This window comes from Nesterenkonia massiliensis (assembly GCF_000455245.1).
Lineage (GTDB): Bacteria > Actinomycetota > Actinomycetes > Actinomycetales > Micrococcaceae > Nesterenkonia > Nesterenkonia rhizosphaerae.
Genome location: NZ_HG005170.1, coordinates 106167 through 132868, shown reverse-complemented (window position 1 = coordinate 132868; position 26702 = coordinate 106167). Strand labels below are relative to the sequence as shown.

Sequence of the window (26702 nt, the reverse complement as noted above, 5' to 3'; positions counted from 1 at the left end):
CGGGGAGGTCACGGGGATCCACTACATCCCACCCGGTGCGCCGTGGCGCAATGGGTAGGTGGAGTCCTTCAACAGCAGGATCCGGGATGAGTGCCTGAACATCACCATCTTCTGGTCTTTGACCCATGCTCGGGTGATCATCGGCGATTGGAAGAAGGAATACAACACCATCCGGCGCTACTCAGCGCTCGGGTACCGCAGCCCGGCTGAGTATGCTGAAATCTGTACCCATTGAAGAAACCGCGGCCCGCATAACGCGTGGACCTACTCCCGGGGGCAACCCACTGGGACGCTTCACGAATAACGAAGGGGGCGTTGCGAGCCCACAATAGGATCAGCAACGAGTCTCTTTGCTCGCACGAACGGTGCAAGTTGAGGCTCGGGATGTAGGCTACGCTCCGTAACTCCAAGAAGACGACTAATCCTGCTCGCCGGATCACATAGACTGCCCTAACCTTCACTGCTTTCAGCCGGCGCCCAAAACGGGCCCTGGTGATCCATCGACGAAGGGCCTGGGCGGAGAAGCCGGCCGTTTCAGCGGCCTCATCGACCAGTGAGCTTCTGGTCCATGATCTCTCCTGACAGCGCCGTCATATTACGATCGAAGAAGCTCCAGACAGCGGCGGACGCCGCTGCAGAACCCTCTCAGGAACCGGCCGATCTAGAGCACGACCCCTTTCTGACCAAGGCTTTTGCTGGACCTACCATTTGTTCCCCCTTAAGCAGCTTCCCGCAGGGGAAGTGAAGGGCAGCTGGTCACCTACCTCACCAGCCTCGGGGTCGAAGCGATCACTGGCAGGCCGGGTAGGCCGACCACCCAGGGCAAGAACGAACGGTTCCACCAGACGCTGTTCCGCTACCTGGATTCCCAGCCGATGGCCGAGTCCGTTGCTGAGCTTCAGGCCCAGGTCGATGTCTTTGACCTGATCTACAACACCCAACGCCCTCACCAGGGACTTCCCGGGCGGATAACACCGGCTGCTGCATGGGCGGCCACTGAGGCCGCTGATCCGCCCCGACCTGTCCCGGTCCCAAACCCTATGGTCCCTGAAGGCGCCCCACTTGCCGCAGGAACCACATGGGAAGGTGAATGCTCGCGAAAGGTCAAAAAGAGAGGCCAAGTCGTGATTAAGAAGGTCTGGTACCAGATCAGCACGCCCCTGGCAGGCCAACGCATACACGCAGTTTGGGACCACGCCAAGATCCTCTTTGTCGATGCCGATGGGGTCATCCTTATCGAGCATCCCCTCCCCAGCCCTGGGACCACCTATGTCGGTAACGGTCAGCGATCAGGACGCCGACCTGCCTCCACCGGGACTCACTGCTGATCAGCAGAAGTGTCACCGATGTGCTGAGACATCAAGTGTCACTGATGTCTTGAGACAGTTCTGTCACCGATCTCCTGAGACATCACACAATTCTCCCCTGTGTAACTGGGGTGCGATGGCGCGAAGTGGGGTGCGATCTTGGTTCAACGGCCCACGCGAGGCGGGGTTTCCCCGCCCACGGGACTGACTCAGTAGCGGTAGTGGGCGGGCTTATACGGCCCGGCCACATCCACGCCGAGGTAGTCGGCCTGTTCCTTGGTCAGCTCGGTGAGTTTCGCACCGAGCGCCTCCAGGTGCAGGCGGGCGACCTTCTCATCCAGCACCTTCGGCAGAACGTAAACCTCAGTGGCGTAGGCGTCGTCGCCGTCGTAGGACTTATGCGACTTGGCAAACAGCTCAATCTGAGCGATGACCTGGTTGGCGAAGCTGGAGCTCATCACGAAGCTCGGGTGGCCGGTGGCATTGCCCAGGTTCAGCAGGCGTCCCTCGGAGAGCACGATGATGGACTTACCGTCAGTGTTCGGGAAGACCCACTCGTGCACCTGGGGCTTGATCTCGATCTTCTGGATGCCCTCGATAGCGGCCAGACCGGCCATATCGATCTCATTGTCGAAGTGGCCCACATTGCCCACGATGGCCTTGTTCTTCATCTGCTGCATATGCTCAGCGCTGATGATGTCCTTGCCGCCGGTGGTGGTGATGAAGATATCGCCCTGGTTCACGACATCATCCAGGGTGGCCACCTGGTAGCCGTCCATAGCTGCCTGAAGCGCGTTGATGGGATCAATCTCGGTGACGATCACTCGCGCGCCCTGACCGCGCAGCGCCTCGGCCGCACCCTTGCCCACATCGCCGTAGCCGCAGATCACCGCGACCTTGCCGCCGATAAGCACATCGGTGGCGCGCATGATGCCATCGGGCAGTGAATGGCGGATGCCGTATTTGTTGTCGAACTTGGACTTGGTGACCGAGTCGTTGACGTTGATGGCGGGGAACAGCAAACCGCCGTCGCGGGCCAGCTGGTAGAGCCGGTTGACGCCGGTGGTGGTCTCCTCGGTGACACCGCGCAACTCAGAAGCGATCCCGGTCCAGCGCTTGGGGTTCTCGATCAGCGACTTCCGCAGGGTCTCCAGGATGACCCGGTACTCCTCCGGGTCCTCCGCAGCGGCCGATGGCACTGCACCTGCAGCCTCGAACTCCACGCCCTTATGCACCAGCAGGGTGGCATCACCGCCGTCGTCGAGGATCATATTCGCGCCCTTGGCCGGGTCCTCATCAACTCCGGGCCAGGCGAAGATCTGGGCGGCGGTCCACCAGTACTCTTCCAGGGTCTCGTTCTTCCAGGCGAAGACCGGCACGCCCTGCGGGTTCTCCGGGGTGCCGTGGGGGCCGACGACGACGGCGGCCGCGGCCTCATCCTGAGTGGAGAAGATATTGCAGGAAGCCCAGCGGACTTCAGCACCCAGGGCCACCAGGGTCTCGATGAGCACTGCGGTCTGCACCGTCATATGCAGGGAGCCGGCGATGCGAGCACCCTTCAGCGGCTGCTCCTCAGCGTATTCCTCGCGCAGGGCCATCAGTCCGGGCATCTCATGCTCGGCCAACCGGATCTGGTGGCGGCCGGCCTCGTGCAGGGAGATATCTGCGATCTTGTAGTCAAAGCTCATGGTGGTCCTTATGCGTTGTGGGGAAGCAGGTGGGGTACGCCGTCTTCGATCCGGTAGCGGCGTTGGGGATCCTCGGTGGCGATCAGCTCATCGCCTTCCTGTCGCAGCGGGCTGCCGGTGACCGGACAGCGCAGAATCTGCAGGATGTCATCGGTCAGCGGCGCGTTGCACTCAGGGGCGCGTTTCTGAGCTGCACGACTGGCAGCTGCGCTGTTATCAGCTGCACTGGTGTTAGATGCACTGTTCTGGGGCGCACCCGACGGCGCGCTGGAGGGCGTACTGGGCATGGGATCCAGCCTAGCGCTTCAGCTGGGGGCGGGTCGCCGTCGTCGTCATCTGCCGACGCATCTACGCTGAGCGCCGAACAGTGCGGTCAGCTCCCCGGGCGCATCCGGGGCTGCGGCGACTATTCGCGGATGAGGCGCAGGTGTCCGCGCGCGATTCCTGGGTCACCATGAGGCGGTGCCAGTGGGGTGCGGGATTCCCGAGCGGGCAGCGCCGGTGCACCCGGCACGGTGCTTTCTTCAGCTGATCCTGCAGGGACCGCTGCGTCCGTGTGGGCACGGGGGCTGCGTACGGCGTCGGCCAGAGCCAGCAGGTCATCGCCGTCCTCTGCGGGGGCTGCGGAGTAGTCCAGCCGCAGCACTTCCCATCCGCGCGGTGGGTTGACCCGGTCGGCGTGCTCGCTGCAGAGGTCATAGGTGTGCGGCTCGGCGTAGAGGCTCATCGGCCCCACCACCACAGTCGAATCCTGATAGGAATACGTCAGGGTCGCCACTGCTGGGCGTTCACAGCTGTTCCTGGTGCAACGGCGCTTGGAATCCACGGTGCCTGAGCCTACCCAGCGCAGCCACAGTTTTCTGGGAGCCGGCTGGGCATGTTGCGTCCGGCTGTGCCCAGCTCAACATCGGGCACCGACCCGGGGTCAGGCGTTATTGCCCGATATGCAGCGGGACGTGCTGGGCGCCGCGGGTCAGCGGACGCAGTGCAGTTGCGGTGAAGCGGCCATCTTCGCTTCGGGTGATCAGCGTTCCGTAGGCCGGGGCCTCGGCGTGATCCACGACGACGGCGGCCACTTCCCCGATCTCTGCTTCTTCGGCCCGTTCGGCCAGCTCCTCAGCGTCCAGGGTCAGTCCCGCCCCGGGGGTCAGTTCCACGGTGAAAGGCTCAGTGGAGGTCCCGTACGTGTTGACTAGCCGCAGGTTGACTCCCACAACGGCGGGAGTGTCCTCCTCAGCCGGGGCGAAGAGGCGCAGCTGAGATTCCAGCTCCACAGCATCCCCGCCCTCCGCAGTTTCGCCCTCCGGTGCAGCCTCATCCTCTTCAGGAGAAGCAGCTCGGGGCAGGAGCGCGCCAAAACCTGGGCTGAGGGCCGCCGCTGAGGCAGACCAGCTGAAATCCGGAGCAGGGTCCTCTTCACTCTGCTCAGGCAGGGCTTCTCCAGTGATGGGATCGAAGCCGACGCCAGTGTCAGTGATGATCGGCTCACCATCGCCGGGACTGCGCACCGCGGCCAGGCTCGGCACATCGGTGCGCACCACCACGTCATAGCTGCCGGACTCCAAGCCGCCTAGGTCCAGTACCGCGACCCGACCGGCTTCTGCTGAGAACACTCCAGGGGCCTCAGTGGGGACCTGACTGTTCTCATCAAAGACCTGCAGTTCAACGGTGGCCTGCTGATCACCGGGGATGTAGAGGTGAAGCTGTGCGGCGTCGTCGTCGGCTCCGGTGAGCACACCGGGCATCACATGGGACAGTGCGCTGGTCTGCGCCGGAAGCAGCTCCACGCCGAGGCCCTCTTGACCCGAGGTGCGGGCAGACTGCAGGGCTGCGGCCACTGGCGCCCCTGAGGCGTGGACCTGCACTGCTGTGGCCGAGTCCGTTGTCAGCCCGGCCAGATTCACACTGCGCACCGACTGCTCTGGGACTAAAACGGTGGTGGCGCCTGTTGATCCGCGATCTCCCTCACGGTCATAGGTGGTGATCTCCACCGTTGCCGGCCGGTCATGCGGGTTGGCCAGGCTCAGCAGGGACATCGCCCCGCTGCCGACCTCCGGACCTAAGAACCACTGATTGCGCTGCGGATTCGTGCAGGGGGCGGCGGCCAGGCCAGCCAGCGGACCGGATTCTGCGTAGTAGGTGAAGCCGGTGGCCAGGGTGACCCGGCGGGCACGAGGGTCCTCGGGGGTGTTTTCGGGCGTCTCTTCGGGGGGCTGGATCTCCAGGACCGAACCTTCGGTGTGGTTCTGCTGGGTGAAGCCCGGTTCGGCGTCCTCTGCTGATCCGCGACCTTCCTGACTCAGCTCAGCCCACTGAGCAACCGGATCCGTCTCTGCACCGGTGGGCAGCATGACGGTATCGATGCGCGAGGTGGCTGAGGGGTCACGCTCAGCGTAAGTCAGCATGCCCTGATCGGTGATCGAGTCCGGCTGTCCGGGCATGGCCGGACAGAAGATCCGTTCAGTGACCGCGGGGGCGCTGATGCTGTGCGCGGCAAGCCCAGCGGGGGCGCGCTCGCTGCTGCGGGTCAGATCGAATCCGGCGGAACCGGCCAGGGCAGCGATAAGTCCAAGACCAACCACGACGGCGGCCGCCCGGGTGCCGCTGCCGGGGGCGCGCTGGGAGTCTTCGGCTGCTAGCCCTTCCAGGACCGGCGTGGGCTCTGGAGTCTCATGGCTGGCGGTGTCCTGGTGGTCCGCGCTGTGCCTGTGGTCCGCGCTGTGGTGGGCAGCAGCGCTGGGCTGGGCACCTGCGCTGGGCTGTTCCCCTGCTCCATGACGCGGGGCCGGGCCGGTTGCTTGGGTTTGCTCTGACCCTGTCAGTGCCGGTGCCGCGGTTGCGTGTTTCTTACTACCGGCGCGTTGTGGATTCCGCGGGCTGCGCTGCGGTTTTGGCGTCTTGGCCGCCTGCTTAGCTTCGCGTTCACGCAGCTTCTCGGCACGACGTCGCTCGCGGCGCTGCTGGCGGATGTACTTGCTGACCTTCTTCGCACTCACAGCTGGGTCTCCTCCCGAAGCGGGTTGCGGGCCCGCTGGTCCGCAGCCCCGCTAATGACCGGCTGAATGCGCCAACTGCGCGGAAGCGGCATGGCGATCAACAGGAACAGCACTAGGACAAGGCCCACCCCGATGAGCACCGGGTATTGGAAGGTGGAGCGATGGTAGGCGCTGAGCTCACCGGTGTCAGCCGGCAGGTGGAAGCGCCGCATCCAAGGCAGCTCCTCCTCCCCGGTGCTGCGCTCGGTAGCTGGCCGTAGGGATTCTCCGTTCAGGCTGGCATGCCAACCCCCGGCACGTTCAGCGGCGACTTCCAGGAAGTACTCCTGGTCGCTGTCGAACTCCAGCGGCTCGCCCTCGGGGGTGCGGATACTGGCCAGATCCACCTCGATGCGTTGCTGGTGGCTGGGCAGCAGGGCCAGGAACTCGCCTTCGGCATCGACCAGGCGCGCCCAGGCGGTGGCCACTCCGGCGATTCCCGGTGCAGCAGGCAGGGCGCTGTCCTCGGGTACATCGGCGCGCCACAGGGCACCGGTATCGGTCTGACCCACGCGCACTAGGCCGCCAGCGGTATCGGCGGCATCTGCCAGCGGACCCTCGCCGGCGGGGATCAGCACAAAGCCGATGCCCAACTGCTGCATCAGCCCGGGAATGTGCTCTGAGCCCGGTGACACGATGGCGGCCACCAACTCCCCCAGGGACTGGTGGGCGGCGTTGAGCTCACCGGGTTCGTGGGGGTCTTCCTGCTCAGTGGCCCATAGCGGCAGGCCGTCTGCGGCCACGGCTGTGCGCTGCTTATCGAGGGTGCGTCCTGCTCCGGCGACCACTTCGGCGGAAACTCCGTGGGGGCCGTTGCTGAGCACCAGAGTGCGCAGTGCGGCAGGGCCGCGGCCCTGATCTGCCGCTGTGGAGGGGATCGTTCGTTCCGCACCGCGACCAATCAGCACTGGCTGCTCATTAATGGCAGTGACCGTCTGCTCTCCTCGTTCGGAGGCAGGCAGAATCCGCGGTGCAGCCCACAGCACTCCCGAGGCGAAGACGGCCAGTACCAGCAAGGTGGCAGCCACCGGGGCGAACAGTCCGCCGAAGACCGATTCCCCGGAACTGGAGACCTCCAAGGCGCTCAGTGCCGCCACAATCAGACACAGCACTATCACCGAGACCAGCGGCCCGGAGTAGGCCGGCAGCAGTTCACCGTCGGCGGTGCCTGCAGCAAGCAGCCCGCTCAGCACCGAGAAACCAGCAGCGCCCAGGGCGATCAGTCCGGCAGTAAGCACCAGACGTCGTCGCCCTGCGGCCACAATGGCGAGCAAGGCAATGACCAGCAGCGGCGCGCCAGTCAGCAGCGCGATCCGCAGAGTCCAGAAGCTGCCGTTGAACAGAGCCGGCAGCCAGGCATCAATACCTGAGGCACCGGGGAGTCCGGCAGCTGCGTCGAAAGCCTGCGAGTAGCCCAGCAGCTGCTGCCACAACGGGGCCGGCATACCGGCCTGGGCTGAACTGAGAACCCGGCCAGGTTCGGCCAGCAACACAGCGGCCACATTGGCGCCGCGGTCCACAGCAGATATCAGCATGGGCGCAAACAGAGCCAGCGCGGGCACCGGAATCAGCCACAGCACCCGGGCGGTGCGGCCACCTAGCAGGCCACCCACTGCACAGATCAGCACTGCCGGAACCAGCAGCACCGGCGCGGCAGCCGCAGTAAGGGCCAGCAGGATTCCAGCACCAGCGGCAGTTTCCCAGCCGGTGGCCAGCCGCAGCGAAGCCACCCGCGTGCCCGGTACCGAATCGTCTGCCGTGTGCAGCGCATGGGCTTTACGGGCACGCAGCGCTCGCACCCCGGCCATGACCACCAGCGGCAGCAGAATATGGGCGATCACAGCGCCCAGCCGGCCCTGGCCCACAGCAGTATGCAGGGCGGGCACCAGTGCCCAGATCAGTGCCGCCAGAACACGGTGGAAGGCTTTGCTGCTCCAGAGCCCGGCAGCCCACCATGCCGTCGCCGCGCTCAGCGGGGCCGCCAGAATCACGATCCACAACAGCACTGCAGAGGCGTGCCCGGCGCTCAGCACCGAGAAGACCAGCAGCAACAGTGAAAACGGGTCAGCGGCGGCGCGCTCCCCCAGCGAGTCGGCCGCAAGGAAGCTCACCGTATGCTGCCAGACCTCGCCGATAGAGCCGGAGACAGGCATGGCTGCTCCCCCGCCCAGGGCCGGGGCTGTGAGGAGATCACGGAAGGCCACCAGGGATACGCCGATCAGCGCGGTGAGCACAATGAAGAGTCCGAGCCGGTCCTCAGAGCGCCGGGCCGGCATCTCATCAAATTCGCCGTCACCGGAGCCGATATCGATCAGCGCATCATCCTGCTCGATGCTTCCCGGCTGGGTGCTGGACCGGCGCCCGGTACGCAGGGCATGCAGTCCCACTGTCTCGGCGGTGATGTCGCGACGGCGCTGAGAGCGCAGCTTCTCGCCATCGAGACGGTCTTGAGCCACAGCGCTGCGCCCGGCGGTGAGAATAGCCCGTGCCGCGGTTTTGTCTGCCGTTTTGTCGGAGGACTTGTCCGGGGAGTTCTTGTGGGTGTCCGTACTCAGTTGGCGCAGCCGCTCGGGTCTGGCCAATGCGGCTTTGCGTCCCTGCGCCCGGAAACGGCGCACATGGGCGACGGCAGCCCAGTTCAGCAAGGCCGAGGCGGAGGCGAAGAACTGCCCCAGCGCGGCGTCGGGAGCTTTACAGACCATCAGGGCTATCAGCCGCAGCGCAGCCGCCAACCAGAGCCCCACCCAGAGGAATGGCACTGCGATCGGGTTGGCCTGCGCCAGCCGGGCACGAATCTGTCCACGGCGCTGCGGGGCAGGCAGCCACAGTGTGCCGCCGTAACGGTGCACCACCTCGCGCGGGGGCGGAGTAGGCCGCCAGATGCGGGCGGTGGGTTCAAGCACGGTGAGCGCACCGACCTCGCGGGCCCGGGCACATAGGTCAGCTGCGGCGTAGTCCCCGGGAAGTGCCGGGTCGAAGCCACCGAGGTCGCCGAAGAGTCCGGCATGGATGAGCATGCCGTGGGCCGAGACGGCCGGAACCTGATCCCGTCCGTCGTATTGGCCCTGATCCAGCTCCCGGGGTTCGGTCAGTGTGACGACCTCCCCTGAGCCTGCGCTCCAGAGTCCGGCATTGACCAGGCGTGGCTCTGCCGCATCAGCGTGGAGCTGTTTGGCGCCCACGATCTCCACCTGGAAGTGTGTCGCCTCGTCCTTCACCGTGAAGAGCCGGTCCTCCAGCCGTTCCAGCGCATCAGGAGCGGGAACGGCGTCAGCGGGCAGAATCCACAACCACTGATACCGGGCGCTGAAGCCATCGGGAAGATGCCGTTCGAGGGTGCGCCACAGCTGCGTGGTTTTGGTGCCGCCCGGTCCTGCAGTCGTGGTCTGCTTGGCGTGACGCTTATTGCTCAGTAGCTTTGAACGCAGTGAACGGGAGAGGTCCTCAGGACCTGCGTAGCCTGCGGAGCTGAGTTCGATGACCGAATCGGGCTGCCTGGTCTGAGAGTCAAGGGCGGCACTGAGATTCAGCGCCCGTCCGGTGGGAGACCACTGGGCAGACGCTAAACCGCCGCCGTCGTGCAGTACGACGGCGGCGATGTGGAGTTGAGCAGTCGGGCTGATCAGACTGCCCGCTTCTTCAGTTTCCGGCGTTCTCGTTCAGAGAGGCCGCCCCAGATGCCGAAGCGCTCGTCATTGGACAGCGCGTAGTCCAGGCATTCCTGCTTCACGGTGCAGGCTGCGCAGACCTTCTTGGCATCCCGGGTGGACCCGCCCTTTTCAGGGAAGAACGCTTCGGGGTCGGTTTGTGCGCACAAAGCATCGACCTGCCAGGCCAACTCGCCTTCGACCTGCTCGGCGGGCATCAGGGTGGGGATGCCCAGCCAGACGGCGCCTGCGTCCTGGGATGCACCTGCACCCTGAGAAGTCTCAGCGCCGTGCTCAGTGCGGCGGGAAGGTGCCTCACTGAGCGCGGTCACTGTACCTGCGGAGGTATCCGATTCCACCGAGCCACCCGTTTCGGCGTCCTCCTGGGCAGCAAGGAATGCGGTGGCCTGCTCCTCCAGGGAGAGTCCGTGCTCCAGCTTCTCAGCAGCCTGGGGGTCGGCGGGGTCGACAAACCAGTCCGACGGCACATCCAGCCCGCTTCTGCGGACCGGTCTGGCGTCCTGGTCCGGGCTGATGTCGCTCAGCCGCTGTGCCTTCCCCATATGTGGGCCTCCCCTGAGTCGCTTTCTGTACGCTCTAAGCAGTTGGTGGTCGGTGTCTCTGCACCTAATTACACTGGCGTAAGTAAACATTCGTCAAGTGCTCCCGGCGAGTCGTCGAAGGCCCTGTGAACCTATCGAAGGATGTCATCCCTGATGAGCCCGCTGACCCTGAACTCCCCGTCCCAGCAGCCGCCTGAAGATTTCGCCCAACTGCTTGAGTCCCTGGCCTCCCGGCCGCAGCCCGCGGTGGTCCACTATGACGCCGAGACCGGGGACAGAGTGGAACTTTCCGGTCGGGTTCTGGCCAACTGGGCTATCAAGCTCATCGGGCTGCTACGTGATGAATATGACATCGAAGATGAGCCGGTGGGCGAGTCCCGGCCGCTGGTAGTCCTCGATATGGCGACCCATTGGAAGGCTGCCGCCCTGGTGCTAGCGGCTTCTGCGCTGGGGGCCGAGGTGCAGTTGATGCCCTCAGCCGACGACGCCGCCGAGGTCCTGCGCGCCAGCCTTGTGGTGACTGATCACCCCTCGGCATGGCTTGACTCCGAAGCGCTGGGAGAGGCAGATCTGGCGGTGATCTCCCATGGAATGCTGGATGCGTCCTTCACCGATGCCACCGGTCTGGAGGTCCCGGCGTGGGTCCTGGATATCTCTGCCGAGGTCCGCCAGCACCCCGACCGACTCAATGCACCGCTGCCGGTGGTGCCGTTGCCAAACACACCGCAAGAGCCCACACCGCAAGAGCCCAGCAGCCCGATGGTGGTCACCGCGTGGGCTAAGGACACCGCAGAGACTCTGCTGCAGACTTGGGCTCAGCAGGGCACAGTGGTGCTATTCCAGGGTGCCCCCGAAGGTGAGACCTGGAAGCAGATGCTCAGCAACGAGGGACTGGCCTGAGATGCAGACGGATGGCTCCTAACCGCTGCGGTGAGGGGTGCCCGGTTCTGGGTCTGCGCCTGCTTCAGGGCTGACCAGATCAGAATCCGCGATCATATGCGGAGATTGCTGGGACCCGCTGCGCTCAGCGGAGGCGGAGACTTCGTCACCGGTGAATACCCAGAACTTGTAGGCGACAAATCGGAAGCACATGGCCAGGATCATGCCGATGACGCTTCCGGAGATGAATGATGCCTGCGTTGAGGTCAAGCCCAGCACGTAGTAGGAGAAGGCCACACAGCCGGACTGAATACCGAGTCCGATCAGGTTCATGACAACAAACATCACCAGCTCGCGGCTGCGCGTCTTGGTGCGCTGGTGCCGGAATGTCCAGTATCGGTTGCCGATCCAGGAGAACAGCGTCGCCACTGCGACCGCAATGGCTTTGGATTTCACATGGGAGTCCGCCATCGGGCCGGAGATCAGCCAGATGAAGATGCCGGAGTCGATGATGAAGGCCATTCCCCCGACGACGCCGAACTTAGCCAGTTCACGCCACAAGGTGCGGAAGAGACCGATCCCTTTAGACCACAGTTGGGACATCATGCGTTGTCCCGCGCCGGCGAACCCTGAGCGATAGCGATGAAAATCTGAGCCTCCTGGTCAGTGCTGAATGTGATCTGCTCGCCTGATTCAATAAAAACTGACTCGCCGGCAGCAAGTGTGAGAGTCCTCGTGTCTTCCGCGGCCCGGGCGTGGGCCGTGCCTGCCGTGCAGATGGCAACGGCTGCAGCCTGTGGGCTCAGCGTGTGGGCTGAACCCGCTGCAGGGAAATCTATCCGTGTTAGCTGAAATTCTTCTACCGGCGGCAAGTAGTTGAGCACACCGCTCTGGGTGCTGACTGGTTCACAGTACGGCAGCGGCAGCACGTCTGGCTGAACAACAGCAAGGAGTTCGGGGACATCAATATGTTTGGATGTCAGGCCTCCGCGCAGGACATTGTCTGAAGCAGCCATGACTTCCACGCCCACCCCGCTCAAATAGGCGTGCAGGTTCCCTGCTGGCAGGAAGAGTCCCTCACCGGGGCGCAGATCCATCCGGTGGAGCAGGGTGGCCACCAGCACCCCCGGATCGGCGGGGAATGCAGCAGTGGTGCGCTGCAGGGTATCCAACAGCGCTGCGTTGAGTCCAACGTCGGTGAGCACGCCGTCAGCAGCCGCCTCACCCAGAGCAGCTGCCACGGCGCCAGCCTCGGGCGCTCCGCTGCGCAGCACCCATTCCAGGGCGGCGTCGTAGTTCTGCGACTCCACGTGCTGGAGGAGCACCTCCAACCCCGGGTAGTCCTTCTGCAGCGCATCAGAGAGTGCGCGCAGATCAGCGGCAGCCTCAGCATAGGGCCGGAAGCCGCAGAGCGCGGAGAATTCGGTGATCGCCACAATCAGTTCGGGTTTGTGGTGGGGGTCCTTGTAATTCCGCTGTGCGGCTGTGAGCTCAATGCCAGCAGAGTTCTCAGCCTCGAAACCAGCTCGAGCAGCAGCCTGGGTGGGGTGAGCCTGAATGGACAGCGGCTTATCAGCGGCAAGAATCTTCAGCAGGAAAGGCAGCTCGGACCTAAGGACCTCGCGCAGCGGCATGGTGGCATCGCGATTCTCCAGCTGCACCTCTGAGGGCGCACCCGCGTGGGTTCCCATCCAGATTTCGGCCTGCGGGGTCGCCGAAGGGGGCCAGCCAAAGAGCTCGCTGAACGCGTGAGTTGACCCCCATGCGTACTCGCGAACGGGGTTGATCATCCTGAACACCGGATGAACCATACCAGCGGGCTGTGCCCGGTCAGAGGTATTTCATGGCATCTGCAGGAGATTGTGGCCAAACTCCCAGCTTCACAACAAGCCGACGACGCCGCAACTGAGGTGCCCTGCGGTCTCAGCCACTGGTACCAGCTGCACTGGGCGTACGTTCAGCGGTCCAGATCAGCCTGTCCAGATCAGCCTGTCCAGATCAACCCCGCACCGGGGTGCACTCGTTGTTATCGCGGGCTGCTTCTTCCAGCACTGCGAGATTGCCTGCTTGCTCAGCCTCTATGAGGTATTCCATGGTGAGCGGCGAACCATCTGGTTGAGTCAGCTCAGCCGGTGCGGTCTCATTCTCAGCCGGTGGCATGTCACCAGAAACCGCAGGATCACTGTGCTCCGGTGTGGGGCCGGGGGCAGACCCAGCACTGGAATCCTCCGCAGGTTCAGTCTGATCCTGATCTGAGTTCTCTTGCGCCTGGTTCTCCGGGGTTGCAGTCTCTTCGGTCTCTTCTTCCTGACCTTCATTAGCGATCAGCTCATCCACGCGAGCGTGAATGCGGTCAAAGTCCGGGTAGGTGGAGAACAGTTCCGAGGGGGGACCGAAATCCGGGGCGCCGATGACTAGGCGCTGGGGAGTGTGCTTCTGGGCATCCACCGCCAGGTTCAGCAGGCTGCCCAGCTGGGACTGCGGGATATTGGTCTCGAAGAGATTCTCACTGGCCTGCATCAGTTCGGTGAACCGGGTCAGCAGGGTCTGCGGGGTGAACTGGGCGACCATGGCCTGCTGGATGCACTGCTGGCGCTGGATGCGGTTGTAGTCGGAGGAGTACTTCCGAGACCGCGCATAGGAGAGGGCTTGGTCTCCGTTGAAGGTATGGATACCGGGCTCAAACCACCAGTCACCCCAGCGGTCAGTCTCCGGGTGCCGGCCGTCATAGGGGACCCAGCCGCTGGTCTCCACGGTGACTCCGCCCATGGCGTCGATCAGCTCGGAGAATCCGCCCATATCTACCATCACGTAACCGTGGATACTCAGGTCAAGGGTGCCGGAGATGGCTTCCATCATGGCTTCAGCCCCAGGATCCTGGGCCTCTGGGTAGAGGTGGGAGTACTGGTTGGTCACCTCGGTGTAGAGGAAGTTGATAATGCACTCATTGCCGCGGTTATAACCCTCCGGGTAAACCTGTCGCATGGGAGAGTCTTCGCTGAAGCGGGCGTTCTGGAAGTCCCTCGGAATGGAGAAGATGATGCTCTCGGAGGTTTGCTGATTGACCGAGATCATGTGAATCGAGTCCGGGCGCACACCTTCGCGGCCCTCCCCGGAGTCAGCTCCCAATAACAGGAAGTTATAGCGCCCTTCCTCTGCCGGAATGGAAGGACCGGAGGAGAAGATCCCTGACAGGGCTTCTCGTCCCTGATTCACCAGGTGCGCCGCGTAGCCCAGTCCACCGCTGGTGAGGGTGATGAGCACGATGAGGGTCACTGCGATGATCGGTTTGAATCCCGGAGCCAGCGTGGCGAAGCGGATGAGCCGGAAAGTGTCCAGCCACAGCAGCAGCCATCCGATGGCCAGGCCTGCCAGCAGTGCTGCGGCCACCCACATGATGAAGGGCTGCGTCAGCGCACTGAGCAGCACTCCGCGCATGGTGAAGAAGAACGCTGCGCCTAAGAGCAGCAGGAACCAGCACCCGACGGTGACCGCCAGCGCCGCCCGCCCCAGGGCCCGTGAGCCTGCCGCGATCTGTGCGCCGCCGGGAATGAACAGTGTTAGTGCCGTAAGAATCAGTGCCCGGCGGGTGCGGTCCTGAGGGCTGGCAGTGCGCGGATCGCGCAGGGCATCGGCTGAGTCGCTGAACTCGTGGTAGGTGATGGTGGGGGTGGTCACGGTTTAAGCAGCGCCTGCGGCGTGGGGGGATTCAGTGCTGGGTGCGGCGTCGTCGGCTGCAGGTGAGTCGCTGCGCGGGCGGAAGGTGGATAGCTGCGCGGCTTCAGTACGCAGTGCTTCTCCCTTGGCGTGGGCTTCGGCCGCCAGCTTCTGCTGGAACTCCAGCAGCTTGTTCCGCAGTTCGGCGGCCATCTCGTCGCTGCCGGCGGCCAGAGTGCGCACTGCCAGTAGCCCGGCGTTGCGCGCGCCGCCCACTGACACTGTGGCCACCGGGACCCCGGCGGGCATCTGCACAATGGACAGCAGCGAGTCCATGCCGTCGAGGTATTTCAGCGGCACCGGCACACCGATCACCGGCAAGGGCGTCACCGAGGCCAGCATGCCCGGAAGGTGGGCGGCCCCGCCGGCACCGGCGATGATCACACGGATACCGCGGGTGTGGGCCTTCTTGCCATAGGCGATCATCTCTTCAGCCATCCGGTGGGCGGAGACCACATCCGCTTCAAAGGGGATGCCGAATTCGTCCAGCGCCTCAGCAGCGGCTTTCATAGTGGGCCAGTCCGAATTGGACCCCATGACCAGACCAACCAGGGGTGTCTCTGCGGTGCTCATGCCTGATTCTCCTGGGTGTGATCGTCGGGGCCGTCTACGATGAGGCGCGCTGTCTCTGCGGCAGTGTGCCGGGCACGCTCAAGCCGTTTGCGGGAGGCCTCGTAGGCCTCGGAGGGACGGGTGGTCTGGCTGAGAATATTGACGTGCCCGATCTTGCGTCCGGGTTTGGGGTCCTTGCCGTAGAGATGGATCTTTGAATGCGGGGATCGGCGCATTGCAGAGGGGACGGCGGCGTGCAGGTCCTGGTTGCGCCCGCCCAGCAGGTTCTTCATCACCACATATCCCCCGGCCCCACCGGTCACCGCGGTGCTGCCCAGCGGCAGGTTCAGCACAGCACGCAGATGCTGCTCGAACTGGCTGGTGACCGCACCATCCATGGTCCAGTGCCCGGAGTTGTGCGGGCGCATGGCGAGTTCGTTGACGTAGATTCCGGGGGCGACGTCGGCATCTGAGGTCTCAGTGATTTCGAAGAGCTCCACAGCCAGCATGCCGGTGACGCCTAAGTCTTCAGCGATGGTGCGGGCGATGCGTTCTGCCTCGGCAACATGCTCAGCACTGGTGCGCGGGGCTGGGGCGATGACTTCGTCACAGACCCCGTTGGTCTGAGTGGATTCGACCACTGGATAGGCCACAATCTCGCCTCGCGGTGAGCGAGCCACCTGGGCGGAGAGCTCACGGCTATAGGGAACTTTCTGCTCGGCCAACAGGCCGGTCTGCTGCTGCTCGGCACGGGAGAACCACTCGGTGACCTCGGTGGACTGGGCGGCCGCGGCGTCGTCGATAATCATCACGCCTTTGCCGTCATAACCCCCGCGCGGGGTCTTCAGCACTACCGGCCAGCCGATGGCGTTGCCGAAGCTGATCAGCTCCTCGGCGGTGTGGACCTCATTCCAGCGAGGGTTAGGCAACCCGAGGTCCTCCACGGCCCGGCGCATGGCCAGTTTGTCCTGGGCGAAGATGAGCGCCTGCGGTCCGGGGTTCATGGCGATGCCAGCCTCGGCGAGGGCATCGAGCACCTCTGCGGGCACGTGTTCGTGGTCAAAGGTGATGGCATCCATGGCCCGGCCATCCCGCCCCTTGGCGAAGGCCAGCACGTCCTCCACGCTGCGGTAGTCCCCGATGACGGTGTGAGGGATCACCTGAGCCGCTGAGGCTTCGGCGCTGCCGGCCAGCAGATGCAGCTCGATGCCGAGCTCCACAGCCGCCGGGGCCATCATGCGGGCAAGCTGCCCGTCGCCTAGAACTCCGACGCGTGGGGTTGAGTCAGTACCAGTCACAGTCCCCCATTATGCGCGCTGTTGACTGGTGCAAGCATCACGCAACACCGCGCAGGGCAGGTCCGGGGGTTCCGCGGTGAGGTGCCGGCCAGTAGCGTAGCCGTCACCGATACAGGAGAACTCAGTTACCGGAGAACTCAGCGCGGGCGATGCGCAGAACTGGAGCCGCCGACTATGGGACGATTCGTGATCTCGTTTGATACCGCCGATGAAGAGGTCCGGCACCGGGAAGCGCCCGGGCTGCTTCATACCCAGGGCTTTTCCACCGATATCTACTTCCCGCGGCTGGGCATTGGCGTGGTGGAGGATGAGCCCGAGCGCCTGGAAGCTTTTCGGGGACGCTGCGCTGCGCAGCAGCGGCCCATGCAGTACTTCCCGGAGCTGACCTATTACGCGATTAACGCAGGTGCAGATCGCGACGGCGGGGCCTCACCTGGTGCCGGTGAGTTCACCTGGGGTCTGGAGGCAGTACAGATCCGCCGGGCCGTGCAGACCGGTGTGGCGGGCGCCGGTGTGCGGGTGGCGGTACTTGATACCGGCTTTGACGCCTCCCATCCTGACTTTGCCGACAGGAGCGTCGTCGTGGAGTCTTTCATCCCCGGTCAGGGTCCGCAGGATGTTCACGGCCATGGGACGCATTGCATTGGCACTGCCTGCGGACCGTGGCACCCGGCCGCGGGGGCTGCGCAGAGCCCCGGCTATGGTGTGGCCTCGGAGGCAGAGATCTACTCCGCCAAGGTTCTCGGGGACGACGGCGCGGGCTCAGATACTTCTATCCTGGCGGGTATCGACTGGGCGCTGCAGAACGACTGCCAGGTGATCTCTATGTCTTTAGGAGCGGATGTGCCCCAGGTGCATCCTCCCTATGTAACTGCTGGTCGGCGGGCTTTGGAGCAGGGTGCTGTGATGATTGCGGCAGCAGGCAATAATGCTCACCGCAGTGCCGGAGACCACGGTTTTGTGGGCGCGCCGGCGAACAGCCCGTATGTGATGGCGGTGGCCGCGGTGGACGAGCAGCTGCGGATCGCGAACTTTTCTGCGCGATCGCTGCCGCATGAGGGCGGTGAGATCGATATTGCCGCCCCCGGGGTGGAGATCTATTCGGCCTGGCCGACCCCGCAGCATTATCAGAGCATCAGCGGCACCTCGATGGCGGCTCCACATGTCTCGGGGATTGCTGCAGTGATCGCGGGTGCCAGCGGACTGCGTGGTCAAGAGTTGCGGGATGCTCTGATTTCTGCGGCGGTCCCGATTCAGGGAGCTGCCGCAGAGGATGTGGGTGCGGGACTGGCGGCGGTACCGGCGAACCTGGTGTCGGAGTCGCCAACCACAGGGGGCGGCATGGCAGGGGCCGGCGTGCCAGGAACTGGGACGGCAGAGGCTGGCACGGCAGAGGCTGGCACGGCTGAACCCCAGCACTGGGTCATCACCGTCGATGATGAGCATCTGAGCCATATCGACGACGTCGTCGCTCAGTTGCAGGAGGCCGGCCTGGTGGTGGAGAAGGTGCTGCGCAGCCTGGGCCAGGTCACCGGGTATACCGAAGGGGCGTCAGTTCAAAGCGACGAGGTTTCGGGTACGCACAGGCTAAGCGCAGTCAGTGGCGTCGCCTCGATCGACGGCGCTCAGCGCCACAGTGTCGCCCCGCCTGATGCCGAGGTCCAGTGAGAGTCTCGCAGAAGCAAGACACCGAGCCATTACTTGGAAACTTATATAGCATCGGCGCAGGGCCGAGGTGGAGCAGGAGCATCGGATCGCTGAAGCTCGCTTGGCCGATGTTGAGCGCAGACTCCACCTCATTGAAAAGGAGCACCACATGTCATCCCGTGAAATCGTGAAGAAATCGCTGCCCGCCCTCCAGCTGGCAGCTCGTAGGTCCGTCGTGGCTGAACAGCCCCAGATCGCAGAGGTGGTGGGCCCCTCCTTCGATGCGATCGCCTCCATCATCGGCAGCACACCAGGGGCGCTTGAAACTCCGGTTGCCGCCTACAACATGACCGAGGAAGGCACCGAGGTCACCGTGGGCTACGCCTACTCGGGCCCGGAGCAGCAAGGGTTTGAGCTCATCACCCTGCGGCAGGAACCGGAGGCGTTCGTCACGGTGCATATGGGACCCATGATGCAGATCCACCACAGTTGGCAGGCCCTGCATGAGGAGATCCTTGCCCGCGGGTACGAACCCTCCGGCCCCTGCCGAGAACTCTACGTTCGAGCAGAGTCGGCAGATCAGTCGGACTGGGTCACCGAACTTCAGCAGCCGGTGCGCCGGGCAGGTTGATTCTGCGGAAACCGCTCAAGTCCGCAATCATCTGGCGATCATGCGTGGCAACGACGACGGCTGCCTTCGTCACCAGCAACGCTTCTGTCAGCTCGTCCACCAGTTGCATCGCCAGGTGATTCGAAGGCTCATCCAGCAGCAGCACATGAGGCCGCTCGGCTAAGCGCATCGCCAACTCGAGCCTTCTCTGCTGCCCCTGCGATAGATCTGCTACCGGTACTCGCAAGGCTTCGGATGGAAGCAGTCCCAGACCAGACAGGGACACGGCATCGCCGGGACTGATAGACCTGGAGCTCACCAGCGCAGCGACATGTGCTTCGAAGACCTCCCGAGCAGACTGCGACGCCGTCCACGCTGGGTTCTCCTGACCCACCAGGGAAATCCGGGCCCCGGTTCTGCGGTGCACGCTCCCTTGATCCGGGATAAGCGCATCGGAGAGGACGGTGAGTAGCGTTGACTTGCCGGCACCGTTGGGCCCGGTGACCAGCACTTTATCGCCGCCGCGAAGCCGCAGGCTCACCGGGACGAGCCGATCAGCCACCGCAATCTGTTCGGCGGAAAGGTACACAGCGCTCGACTTGGAATCCAGACGCGGAAAATTCAGCCGAAGCGGCGGTGGCGGCACACTCAGCTGGTGCTGCTCCAGCGCCTGAGCCTGGCGCTTGACCTGCTGCACCACTGAAGGAGCCCTGGACTGGCGCTGGTGTTTGCCCGTGCCTTTCTCCGGGCGCCAACCGGTGGAGAGCCGGTTCTGCGCGGCTGAGAGCGAGTCCTGCAGCCGACGGCGCTCAGTCATCTGACGCTCATACTCCTGCTCCCAGGATTCACGCTCTTTAAGCCGTCCTTGCTGCCAGCCCTCATACCCGCCCCCGTAGAGCCGAGCGGCGCCGTCGTGGGTTGGGTCCAGGTCGAGAAAGTGCGTCGCGGTATCTTTCAGCAGCTGCCTGTCATGGCTGACGATTGCTACTCCCCCAGGATGTTCGCGTATCTTCTGCGTCAGAAAATCCAAGCCCGAGGCATCGAGGTGATTTGTGGGCTCGTCCAGCAAAAGCAGGTCCTGCTGAGCACCGAGCAAGCATGCGAGTCGCACCCGGTAACGCTGCCCAACTGACAGGGCAGCAAGCGGGCGGGTGCGATCCGCGCAGGCACCCAGGGCCTCGAGGGCGATATCCACGCGCCGGTCAGCATCCCAGGCATTAAGTTGTTCAGCTGCCTCCAGTGCCTGGGCATACCGGTCAGCATGGTGCTGCGGATCCTTGGCCAGAGCCGTGGCAGCCGCATCAAGTTCCGCAACTGCCCGCCGCGAGGGCTCGACGGCCTGGGCGATAAGCACCCCCACGGTATCGGCGGGATCAAAATCCAGCGCTTGTTCGGCAATGGCTACCGTTCCTGACCGGCTGATACTGCCGGCATCGGGCGTCACACGTCCTAGCAGGGTGTGCAGAAGAGTGGTCTTGCCTCGGCCGTTCTCCCCGACAACGGCCAATCGGGAGCCGGCGCTGAGCCTGAAGGTCAGTTGGTTGAGTATGGTGCGGCCGCCGCGCACCACGGTGAGATCATCGGCGGCAAGGTGAAATGGTCTGAGTTTGAGGGTGGACACTGCTGCTCCGTTTGTTCGTTCAGCGGAGCCGGGCCCGCGCAGAAAATGCGCGGGAATCAGCAGGTGATAAATGGGCTGACGCTCGCCCGGCCAGATTTCTGCCGGTGCTTTCGGCGTGCAGTGTCAATGACCCGACGTCAGTGATCTGAAGTCAGTGACCCGAAGGGGTCAGCAAAGTGCTGCGCGCCGTCAGAGAGCAGAGCGCAGGCGGCGTGAAGGCATGCCCATGTGTTTCATCACAATCCAGGGTAGCAAAAAGTGCCGGCGGCACCTAGCCCACGTTTGACCGGGCCGAAACCTGCGTTATCGGAGCAATCCGGGCCCCAAACGCAGGTTCTGGCCCGGTCATCTGGTTGCTGCCGTAATTGCGTATGCTGAACGTAATCCTGGGCACGCATTTACGGCACGACCAGACTGGAGATTTCGGGGAACTCTATGCCAAAACCAACGCGCAGCCGCAACCCCAAGGACTCGGATCTGCCGGATGACCGCCACTTCCATGAGGGCACAGCTGCGGCGACGGCCCGCTACGGCAGGTTCAATTTGGCCGTTGTCGGAAATACCGGTGTAGGCAAGTCCTCCCTAGTCAACGCCGTATTCCGTCGAGACTTTGCGAAGGTCGGCAAGGGAATGCCGGTGACAAAGGGCATCGACTACTACCACGATGACTCCCTGGGGATCTGGGACTTCGAAGGCTTCGAGATCGGGACCAGTGAGTCACCCAAAGCCACGCTGAGGCGACACCTTGAGGCCATCAAGGGGCGGCCGAAAGACCAGCAGATCGATGTGGTCTGGTACTGCGTACTGCAGAATGCCGACAGGCTTACCGGACCAGATATCCAGATGATCCAGGAGCTCGATGCCGCTGAACTTCCGGTCATCCTGGTGATGACCAAAGTTCCCTGGCAGAAGAATCCCGTCACCGGGAAATACCGGGCCCCGGAGAGCACCGAGATCTTCAAGCAGTGGTTGGAGGCTCCCGTGGATCCCAACGGTGAACCCATAGACCTGCCGCTGCAGCACGTGGCACTGACGTCCACACAAAACAGCAAGGGGAAAGGTGCGGGGCACGGCCTCGGTGATCTCGTGGAGAAGACTCTGGAATTGGCTCCGAACTCCTCCCGGGATTCCTTTCGCGTGGCCCAGCAGATTAATCTTCCGTGGAAGCGAGAAATTGCCCGGAGGCAGATCGCCGCAGCCAGTGCCGCCGCGGGTGCAGCGGCAGCGACACCGCTTCCCGTTGCCGATGCCGTCACGCTGGCGCCGATCCAGCTCGCCATGATGGGGAAGATCTCCCATATCTATGGGTTGGAGCTGGCGTCCATGATGTCTTCCTCAGCGCTGGCCCAGCTGGCTGCGCAGCTCAGTGGGCAGGCGCTGGCACGCAGCTTCGTCAAGCTAGCACCGGGGATCGGCAGCGTGGTCAACGCCACCGTGGCCACGGCTATCACCGCAGCCATCGGGGAGGGCTGGGTGCGCCTGTGCGAGACCGTGCACACCGGCAAGGTCAGGCCCGACGAGATCACCGACGTGCTTGATCAATTCGGCCCCACTGTGGTCTCGGTGGCGAAGGAATGGTTGCGCAGCAAAAGCCCGGGGGCTACGTCGCAGCCTTAGCCCACGTTTGATCGGGCCGAAACCTGCGTTATCGGAGCAATCCGGGCCCAAAATGCAGGTTCTGGCCCGGTCAGCTGGTTGCCCCCGACGAGATCAGCGGGTGTAGGACTCCCATTTGCGGCGGCGGTGCTCAGCCTCAACAATCCGGACCGTGCCGGACTTTGAGCGCATCACAATCGACTGGGTGGTGACCCGGTCACCCTGATACCGCACTCCGCGCAGCAGGTCGCCGTCGGTGATGCCGGTAGCCGCGAAGTAGCAGTTATCGCTGGTCACCAGCTCTTCGGTGGTGAGGATCTTGTCCACGTCGTGGCCGGCGTCGATGGCCTTCTGGCGCTCCTCATCATCCTTCGGAGCCAGCCGGCCCTGAATCACGCCGCCGATGGCACGGATCGCACACGCAGTGACGATGCCTTCAGGGGTGCCGCCGGTGCCCATCAGCACATCCACGCCGGTTCCCTCGCGAGCGGCCGCAATAGCTCCGGCCACATCGCCGTCCATGATGAACCGAGTGCGGGCGCCTGCCTCGCGGATCTCTTCCACCAGCTTGGAGTGGCGCGGACGGTCCAGCACGCAGACATTGAGCTGGTCGATGCTCTTACCCGTAGCTTTGGCGATCAGGTGCAGATTCTGCTTCACCGGCAGCCGCAGATCCACCATGTCAGCCGCTTCGGGACCGGTGACCAGCTTGTCCATGTAGAACACCGCGGAGGGATCGAACATCGAACCGCGCTCGGCCACAGCCAGCACTGACAGGGCATTGTCATAGCCCAGGGCGGTCAGCCGGGTCCCGTCAATAGGGTCCACCGCAACATCAGCCTCGGGGGCGGCGTCGTTACCGTGGCGCCCGTTGCCCACACGCTCACCGTTGAAGAGCATCGGCGCTTCGTCCTTCTCGCCTTCACCGATGACGACGACGCCGTTGAGGTTCACCGTGTCCAGCAGGGAGCGCATGGCGTCCACTGCCGCGCCGTCGGCCCCGTTCTTATCGCCGCGGCCCACCCAGGCGCCACCGGCAATGGCAGCAGCCTCGGTCACCCGCACCAGCTCCAGGGCCAGGTTGCGGTCCGGCTCGGAGTCCCCCACCGCCAGTCGCGACGAGAGCTGCGCGAAGGACTGATCGTCGTGGTTGAGGGTGTCTGCCGTGTCGTTCATGGGTCACCTTGTCTCTAGACTCCGGCACGCCTTTGTCCGGTTCATCATTCAGCATATCGGGCCGGGACCGTGGCGCGTGAGAACCCTCGGTCCATGTGACCGAGCCGCCTCGTCACAGCAGCCGAGGCAGCCGGCCGACGATGAGAGAATAGAAAGCGTGACTGACCGAGACCAGGATGACTACACAGAGCCCACTAAGCATGAGGATGAGGCCGGCCTCTGGCGCCATTTGGAGGACGACGACGCACCCTCGGCTGCCGCAGGCGAGTCCCCGAAGCCACAGCTGACCCAATCCCAGGTCAAACGGCTGACCGCCCCCATGATCGGCATGATCATCACCATGGGTGTACTTTCTCTGGTGCTGCTGGCGCTGTGGTTCATGAACCCCGAGCCCGATGTCACCTATAGCCGTGATGAGAATGTTCCCGAGGCCGCATCCTGGGCTGCCAGCGTCACCGAATACGAGCCGATCAGCCCGCAGGTGCCCGAGGACTGGAGCGCCAACTACGCACGCTGGGAGACACGCGCGGAACACGGAGTCCAGGTGTGGGAAGTCGGCTACACCACTGCCGCAGTGAACTTTGTAGGCTTCGCGCAGACCGACCAGGCGAATCCGGCCTGGGTCAACGAAGAGACCCGGCAGGCCCCGGCCACCGGGACCGAGACTGTTCAGGGCCTGGAGTTCGAGGTCCGTGAAGAGGGCGACCGGCGCTATCTGGTGCTGGACGCCGAGCATAATACGATCGACGGCACCACTGTGGTCATCGGCGGTGACGCCGGTGAGGAGGAGTTCTCCCAGGCAGTGGAGGCCATTATTGAGGCCATCGGCCAGGAGGTACCCGAGAATGAGTGAGCAGACTCCCACATCCCAGACCGCTGATCAGCTGGCATCAGCTCAGCCCACCCCGGCCGAGGTGTGGCAGCTGCTGAAAGAGGGCAACGCTCGATTCGTCTCCGGTGACGTGCGCCACCCGAACCAGAACGCCGAACGCCGGTCCTCGCTGACTGACTCCCAGCATCCGGTGGCCGCAATCTTCGGCTGCTCTGATTCTCGGCTCGCCGCGGAGATCATCTTCGACGTCGGCCTCGGGGATGTCTTCGTGGTCCGTACCGCTGGCCAGGTGATCGACGACGCCGTACTGGGTTCCCTGGAGTTCAGCGTCGACACGTTGAAAGTACCGCTGATTGTGGTGCTCGGTCATGACTCCTGCGGTGCGGTATCGGCTGCTCTGCAGTCTGCGCAGAGCGGTGACATGCCCAGCGGATACGTCCGCGACCTGGTCGAACGCATCCTGCCTTCAGTCCTCAGCGCCCGCCGGGCCGGCTCCGAGACGGTCAATGAGACCGTGGAAGAGCATGTGAAGCAGACCGTGACGCGGCTGAACAACCACTCCCGCGCCCTGCATGACGCAGTGCAGGAGGGCCGCACCGCGGTGGTCGGAGTGACCTACCGGTTGGCCGAGGGCCGGGCGGATCTGGTCACCACCCTGGGCGATCTCTAGACCTCAGACTGCGGTGATGGTCCCGGTGGCCGGGTGCTCGGTGGGCATCCGGTCCCGGTCGTAGGTGATCTCGGCATAGCCGTGCGGTGCCGGCTGGCCGTGTTCATCCAGACTGACGAACACCAGCCGCTCCACGGTGAGGATAGTGCGCCGGGTGATCATGTTCCGCACCACCGCGCGCATGGTGATGGAGGTGCGCCCGAAATGTGTAGCGCGCAGACCCATCTCGATCAGATCGCCCTGCATCGCTGAGGCTTCGAAGTTGATCTCAGAGATGAACTTAGTGACCACCCGGTGATTACCCAGTTGGATGATCGCGTAGATAGTGGCTTCTTCGTCGATCCACCGCAGCAGACTTCCGCCAAAGAGCGTGCCATTGGCGTTGAGATCCTCAGGCTTGACCCATTTGCGGGTGTTGAATGTGACGCCCTCGGCCGGGACTGGACTAGCCGGTGTCATTTCGGTTCCGGAGGACGGCGCTGAAGACGGGCTATCGGGGCCACCGGTGGACTGGTTGCTGCTGTGTTCACTGCCCATATCTCCACCCTAGGAAGATCTGCCTGGAGATTGCCAGGAGTGCCGGCTGGGAGTTTAAGCAGAAGCAGTCCGCGGCGGTCTGGCCAGTACACCGCGGCTGAGCCGTCATCAGAGAGGAGGCTCCAGTTTCCACAGTTTCTTGCACGTCCTTTCGCCCTGCGCGGTTTTGTTTCTAGGCTTGGGTCGTGATCCCCCTCATCGGTGAATTACTGACCTCGGGCTCCCCCGGCCAGATGGTGGCCGGGGTGCTGCTGCTGGGCGGTGGCGCTGTTTTTGCGGTCTGCGCAGTGGCCCTGAGCCTCATCGACTTAGAAGAACACCGGCTCCCCAATCGGATTGTCTACCCCTGGGCCGGGATCACTGCCATCCTGTTAGTGCTCATCACCTTCCTCCTCGGTGACGGCCCCGGACTGGGTCGTGCCTTGGCATCCGGGCTGCTCTGGGGCCTGGGGTTCCTGCTGATCAAACTGATCCATCCGCCCTCGTTGGGCATGGGGGATGTGAAGCTCGTGGTGGTGCTGGGGCTCTATGCCGGGTTCCTGGGGTGGGAGACCCTTGCTGCCGCCGTCGTGCTCTCATTTCTGTTGGGCGGGCTGACCTCGGTGGCATTGCTGGTCACCGGACGAGTCCAACGCAACACGCGCGTCCCATTTGGACCGTTTCTGATCCTCGGCACCGCGCTGGCGCTGATCTTCAGTTGAGGATCCGCACTCACTCAGCGCAGGACGCATAGGCTGGGGACCATGCCGACTCCTGAATTCATCAAAGAGCTGCGTAAGGATATTGGGCATAAGCCGCTGTTCCTGCCCGGGGTGACTGCCGTGGTGCTGCGCCGCACTGACCACGACGGCGCCCCACTGCCCTCCCCTGAGGTGCTGTTGGTGCGCCGGTCGGACAACGGTCGGTGGAGTGTGACGTCCGGGATTCTGGAGCCCGGGGAAGAGCCGGGGTCCAGTGCTGCGCGCGAGGTGCTGGAGGAGACGGGTATCGAATCCCGTCCGGTCAGGGTGGCGGGGGTCTCCGATCACGGGCAGGTGCGCTACCCCAACGGGGATGAGTGCTGGTTTACCGATATTGCCTTCGAGATGGAGTACCTCTCCGGTGAACCGGTGATCGGCGACGATGAATCCACTGACGTCGCGTGGTTCCCGGTGGATGCGCTGCCTGAGCCGTTTGTTGAGCCCCACCGCGAGCGCATCCGGTGGGCGCTGGAGGCCGGCGCGCCGACCCGGTTCCGCTAAAGGACCGGTGCCGCTGAAGCCTCAGTCCGGCTCGCGACGAAAAAAGCGCCCCCGCATCCTTGATTCTGCAGGATGCGGGGGCGCTT

Annotated in this window: 23 protein-coding genes and 2 pseudogenes; 11 read left to right on the top strand and 14 right to left on the bottom strand. The window is 64.0% G+C overall.

Annotation, left to right across the window (positions count from 1 at the left end):
- The 3 genes and pseudogenes from TX78_RS13315 to TX78_RS14405 form a co-directional block, all read left to right on the top strand.
- Positions 1-235 (top strand): annotated as a pseudogene (locus TX78_RS13315) (integrase core domain-containing protein); the annotation flags it as partial.
- Positions 236-752: 517 nt separating this feature from the next.
- Positions 753-917, top strand: a pseudogene (locus TX78_RS14635) (integrase core domain-containing protein); the annotation flags it as partial.
- A gap of 207 nt (positions 918-1124) precedes the next feature.
- Positions 1125-1328 (top strand): hypothetical protein, encoded by a 204-nt coding sequence (locus TX78_RS14405; RefSeq protein ID WP_233722239.1) that lies wholly within the window; start codon positions 1125-1127, stop codon positions 1326-1328.
- Positions 1329-1516: 188 nt separating this feature from the next.
- Here the strand turns inward: TX78_RS14405 and ahcY are convergent, their stop codons facing one another.
- The 6 genes from ahcY to TX78_RS14535 all read right to left on the bottom strand — a co-directional run bounded on the left by ahcY (position 1517) and on the right by TX78_RS14535 (position 10240).
- Positions 1517-2995 (bottom strand): adenosylhomocysteinase, encoded by a 1479-nt coding sequence (gene ahcY, locus TX78_RS10160; RefSeq protein WP_044495991.1) that lies wholly within the window; start codon positions 2993-2995, stop codon positions 1517-1519.
- An 8-nt stretch (positions 2996-3003) separates the two neighbouring features.
- Positions 3004-3282 carry a Trm112 family protein gene (locus TX78_RS10155; RefSeq protein WP_044495990.1) on the bottom strand — a complete coding sequence of 93 codons (279 nt, stop codon included), beginning with the start codon at positions 3280-3282 and terminating at the stop codon, positions 3004-3006.
- A 119-nt stretch (positions 3283-3401) separates the two neighbouring features.
- Positions 3402-3821: a DUF3499 domain-containing protein gene (locus TX78_RS10150; RefSeq protein ID WP_044495989.1), complete on the bottom strand. Its 420-nt coding sequence runs from the start codon at positions 3819-3821 to the stop codon at positions 3402-3404.
- Positions 3822-3927: 106 nt separating this feature from the next.
- The gene (locus tag TX78_RS10145; RefSeq protein WP_044495987.1) at positions 3928-5991 is read right to left on the bottom strand and encodes a DUF5719 family protein; all 2064 of its coding nucleotides are present in this window, start codon (positions 5989-5991) and stop codon (positions 3928-3930) included.
- Positions 5988-9320 carry a glycosyltransferase family 2 protein gene (locus TX78_RS10140; RefSeq protein WP_044495986.1) on the bottom strand — a complete coding sequence of 1111 codons (3333 nt, stop codon included), beginning with the start codon at positions 9318-9320 and terminating at the stop codon, positions 5988-5990. The genes TX78_RS10145 and TX78_RS10140 overlap by 4 nt, the downstream gene beginning before the upstream one ends.
- A gap of 332 nt (positions 9321-9652) precedes the next feature.
- Positions 9653-10240, bottom strand: a complete 588-nt coding sequence (locus TX78_RS14535; RefSeq protein ID WP_049897806.1) for a WhiB family transcriptional regulator — start codon at positions 10238-10240, stop codon at positions 9653-9655.
- 153 nt (positions 10241-10393) lie between these two features.
- Here TX78_RS14535 and TX78_RS12775 point away from each other — a divergent pair, with 153 nt between their 5' ends.
- Positions 10394-11140, top strand: a complete 747-nt coding sequence (locus TX78_RS12775) for a TIGR03089 family protein (protein ID WP_049897804.1) — start codon at positions 10394-10396, stop codon at positions 11138-11140.
- 18 nt (positions 11141-11158) lie between these two features.
- Here the strand turns inward: TX78_RS12775 and TX78_RS10125 are convergent, their stop codons facing one another.
- The 5 genes from TX78_RS10125 to TX78_RS10105 all read right to left on the bottom strand — a co-directional run bounded on the left by TX78_RS10125 (position 11159) and on the right by TX78_RS10105 (position 16686).
- A complete protein-coding gene (locus tag TX78_RS10125) occupies positions 11159-11725 on the bottom strand; it encodes a GtrA family protein (RefSeq protein ID WP_044495985.1) in 567 nt (188 codons plus the stop codon).
- Positions 11722-12909: a mannose-6-phosphate isomerase, class I gene (gene manA / locus TX78_RS10120; RefSeq protein ID WP_199765276.1), complete on the bottom strand. Its 1188-nt coding sequence runs from the start codon at positions 12907-12909 to the stop codon at positions 11722-11724. The genes TX78_RS10125 and manA overlap by 4 nt, the downstream gene beginning before the upstream one ends.
- Positions 12910-13117: 208 nt before the next feature.
- The gene (locus tag TX78_RS10115; protein WP_044495984.1) at positions 13118-14797 is read right to left on the bottom strand and encodes an LCP family protein; all 1680 of its coding nucleotides are present in this window, start codon (positions 14795-14797) and stop codon (positions 13118-13120) included.
- A 3-nt stretch (positions 14798-14800) separates the two neighbouring features.
- Positions 14801-15409: a 5-(carboxyamino)imidazole ribonucleotide mutase gene (gene purE, locus TX78_RS10110; protein ID WP_081652732.1), complete on the bottom strand. Its 609-nt coding sequence runs from the start codon at positions 15407-15409 to the stop codon at positions 14801-14803.
- Positions 15406-16686 (bottom strand): 5-(carboxyamino)imidazole ribonucleotide synthase, encoded by a 1281-nt coding sequence (locus TX78_RS10105; protein WP_081652731.1) that lies wholly within the window; start codon positions 16684-16686, stop codon positions 15406-15408. Before TX78_RS10105 ends, purE begins: the two co-directional genes overlap by 4 nt.
- Before the next feature lie 186 nt (positions 16687-16872).
- On the opposite strand from TX78_RS10105, the gene TX78_RS10100 reads away from it, so the two are divergent.
- Positions 16873-18354: a S8 family serine peptidase gene (locus tag TX78_RS10100; protein ID WP_233722238.1), complete on the top strand. Its 1482-nt coding sequence runs from the start codon at positions 16873-16875 to the stop codon at positions 18352-18354.
- Between the two features lie 148 nt (positions 18355-18502).
- Complete coding sequence (locus TX78_RS10095; protein WP_147640467.1) at positions 18503-18964, top strand: GyrI-like domain-containing protein; 462 nt, start codon at positions 18503-18505, stop codon at positions 18962-18964.
- Here TX78_RS10095 and TX78_RS10090 read toward each other — a convergent pair.
- Entirely contained in the window at positions 18927-20564 is a 1638-nt protein-coding gene (locus TX78_RS10090; protein WP_044495981.1) for an ABC-F family ATP-binding cassette domain-containing protein, read from the bottom strand. The two genes, TX78_RS10095 and TX78_RS10090, sit on opposite strands and share 38 nt — an antisense overlap.
- A 435-nt stretch (positions 20565-20999) precedes the next feature.
- Here TX78_RS10090 and TX78_RS10085 point away from each other — a divergent pair, with 435 nt between their 5' ends.
- The gene (locus TX78_RS10085) at positions 21000-22181 is read left to right on the top strand and encodes a DUF697 domain-containing protein (RefSeq protein WP_049897800.1); all 1182 of its coding nucleotides are present in this window, start codon (positions 21000-21002) and stop codon (positions 22179-22181) included.
- Between the two features lie 93 nt (positions 22182-22274).
- On the opposite strand, the gene glpX is transcribed toward TX78_RS10085, so the two are convergent.
- Positions 22275-23336 (bottom strand): class II fructose-bisphosphatase, encoded by a 1062-nt coding sequence (gene glpX / locus TX78_RS10080; RefSeq protein WP_044495980.1) that lies wholly within the window; start codon positions 23334-23336, stop codon positions 22275-22277.
- Between the two features lie 157 nt (positions 23337-23493).
- On the opposite strand from glpX, the gene TX78_RS10075 reads away from it, so the two are divergent.
- Both TX78_RS10075 and TX78_RS10070 read left to right on the top strand, forming a co-directional pair.
- The gene (locus TX78_RS10075; RefSeq protein WP_044495979.1) at positions 23494-24189 is read left to right on the top strand and encodes a DUF4245 domain-containing protein; all 696 of its coding nucleotides are present in this window, start codon (positions 23494-23496) and stop codon (positions 24187-24189) included.
- Entirely contained in the window at positions 24182-24838 is a 657-nt protein-coding gene (locus TX78_RS10070) for a carbonic anhydrase (protein WP_044495978.1), read from the top strand. The genes TX78_RS10075 and TX78_RS10070 overlap by 8 nt, the downstream gene beginning before the upstream one ends.
- A 3-nt stretch (positions 24839-24841) precedes the next feature.
- On the opposite strand, the gene TX78_RS10065 is transcribed toward TX78_RS10070, so the two are convergent.
- Positions 24842-25297: an acyl-CoA thioesterase gene (locus tag TX78_RS10065; protein WP_044496038.1), complete on the bottom strand. Its 456-nt coding sequence runs from the start codon at positions 25295-25297 to the stop codon at positions 24842-24844.
- Positions 25298-25560: 263 nt separating this feature from the next.
- On the opposite strand from TX78_RS10065, the gene TX78_RS10060 reads away from it, so the two are divergent.
- Both TX78_RS10060 and TX78_RS10055 read left to right on the top strand, forming a co-directional pair.
- Entirely contained in the window at positions 25561-26076 is a 516-nt protein-coding gene (locus TX78_RS10060) for a prepilin peptidase (protein ID WP_049897799.1), read from the top strand.
- Between the two features lie 42 nt (positions 26077-26118).
- Positions 26119-26616: an NUDIX hydrolase gene (locus tag TX78_RS10055; RefSeq protein WP_044495977.1), complete on the top strand. Its 498-nt coding sequence runs from the start codon at positions 26119-26121 to the stop codon at positions 26614-26616.
- The last annotated feature ends 86 nt before the right edge of the window (positions 26617-26702 follow it).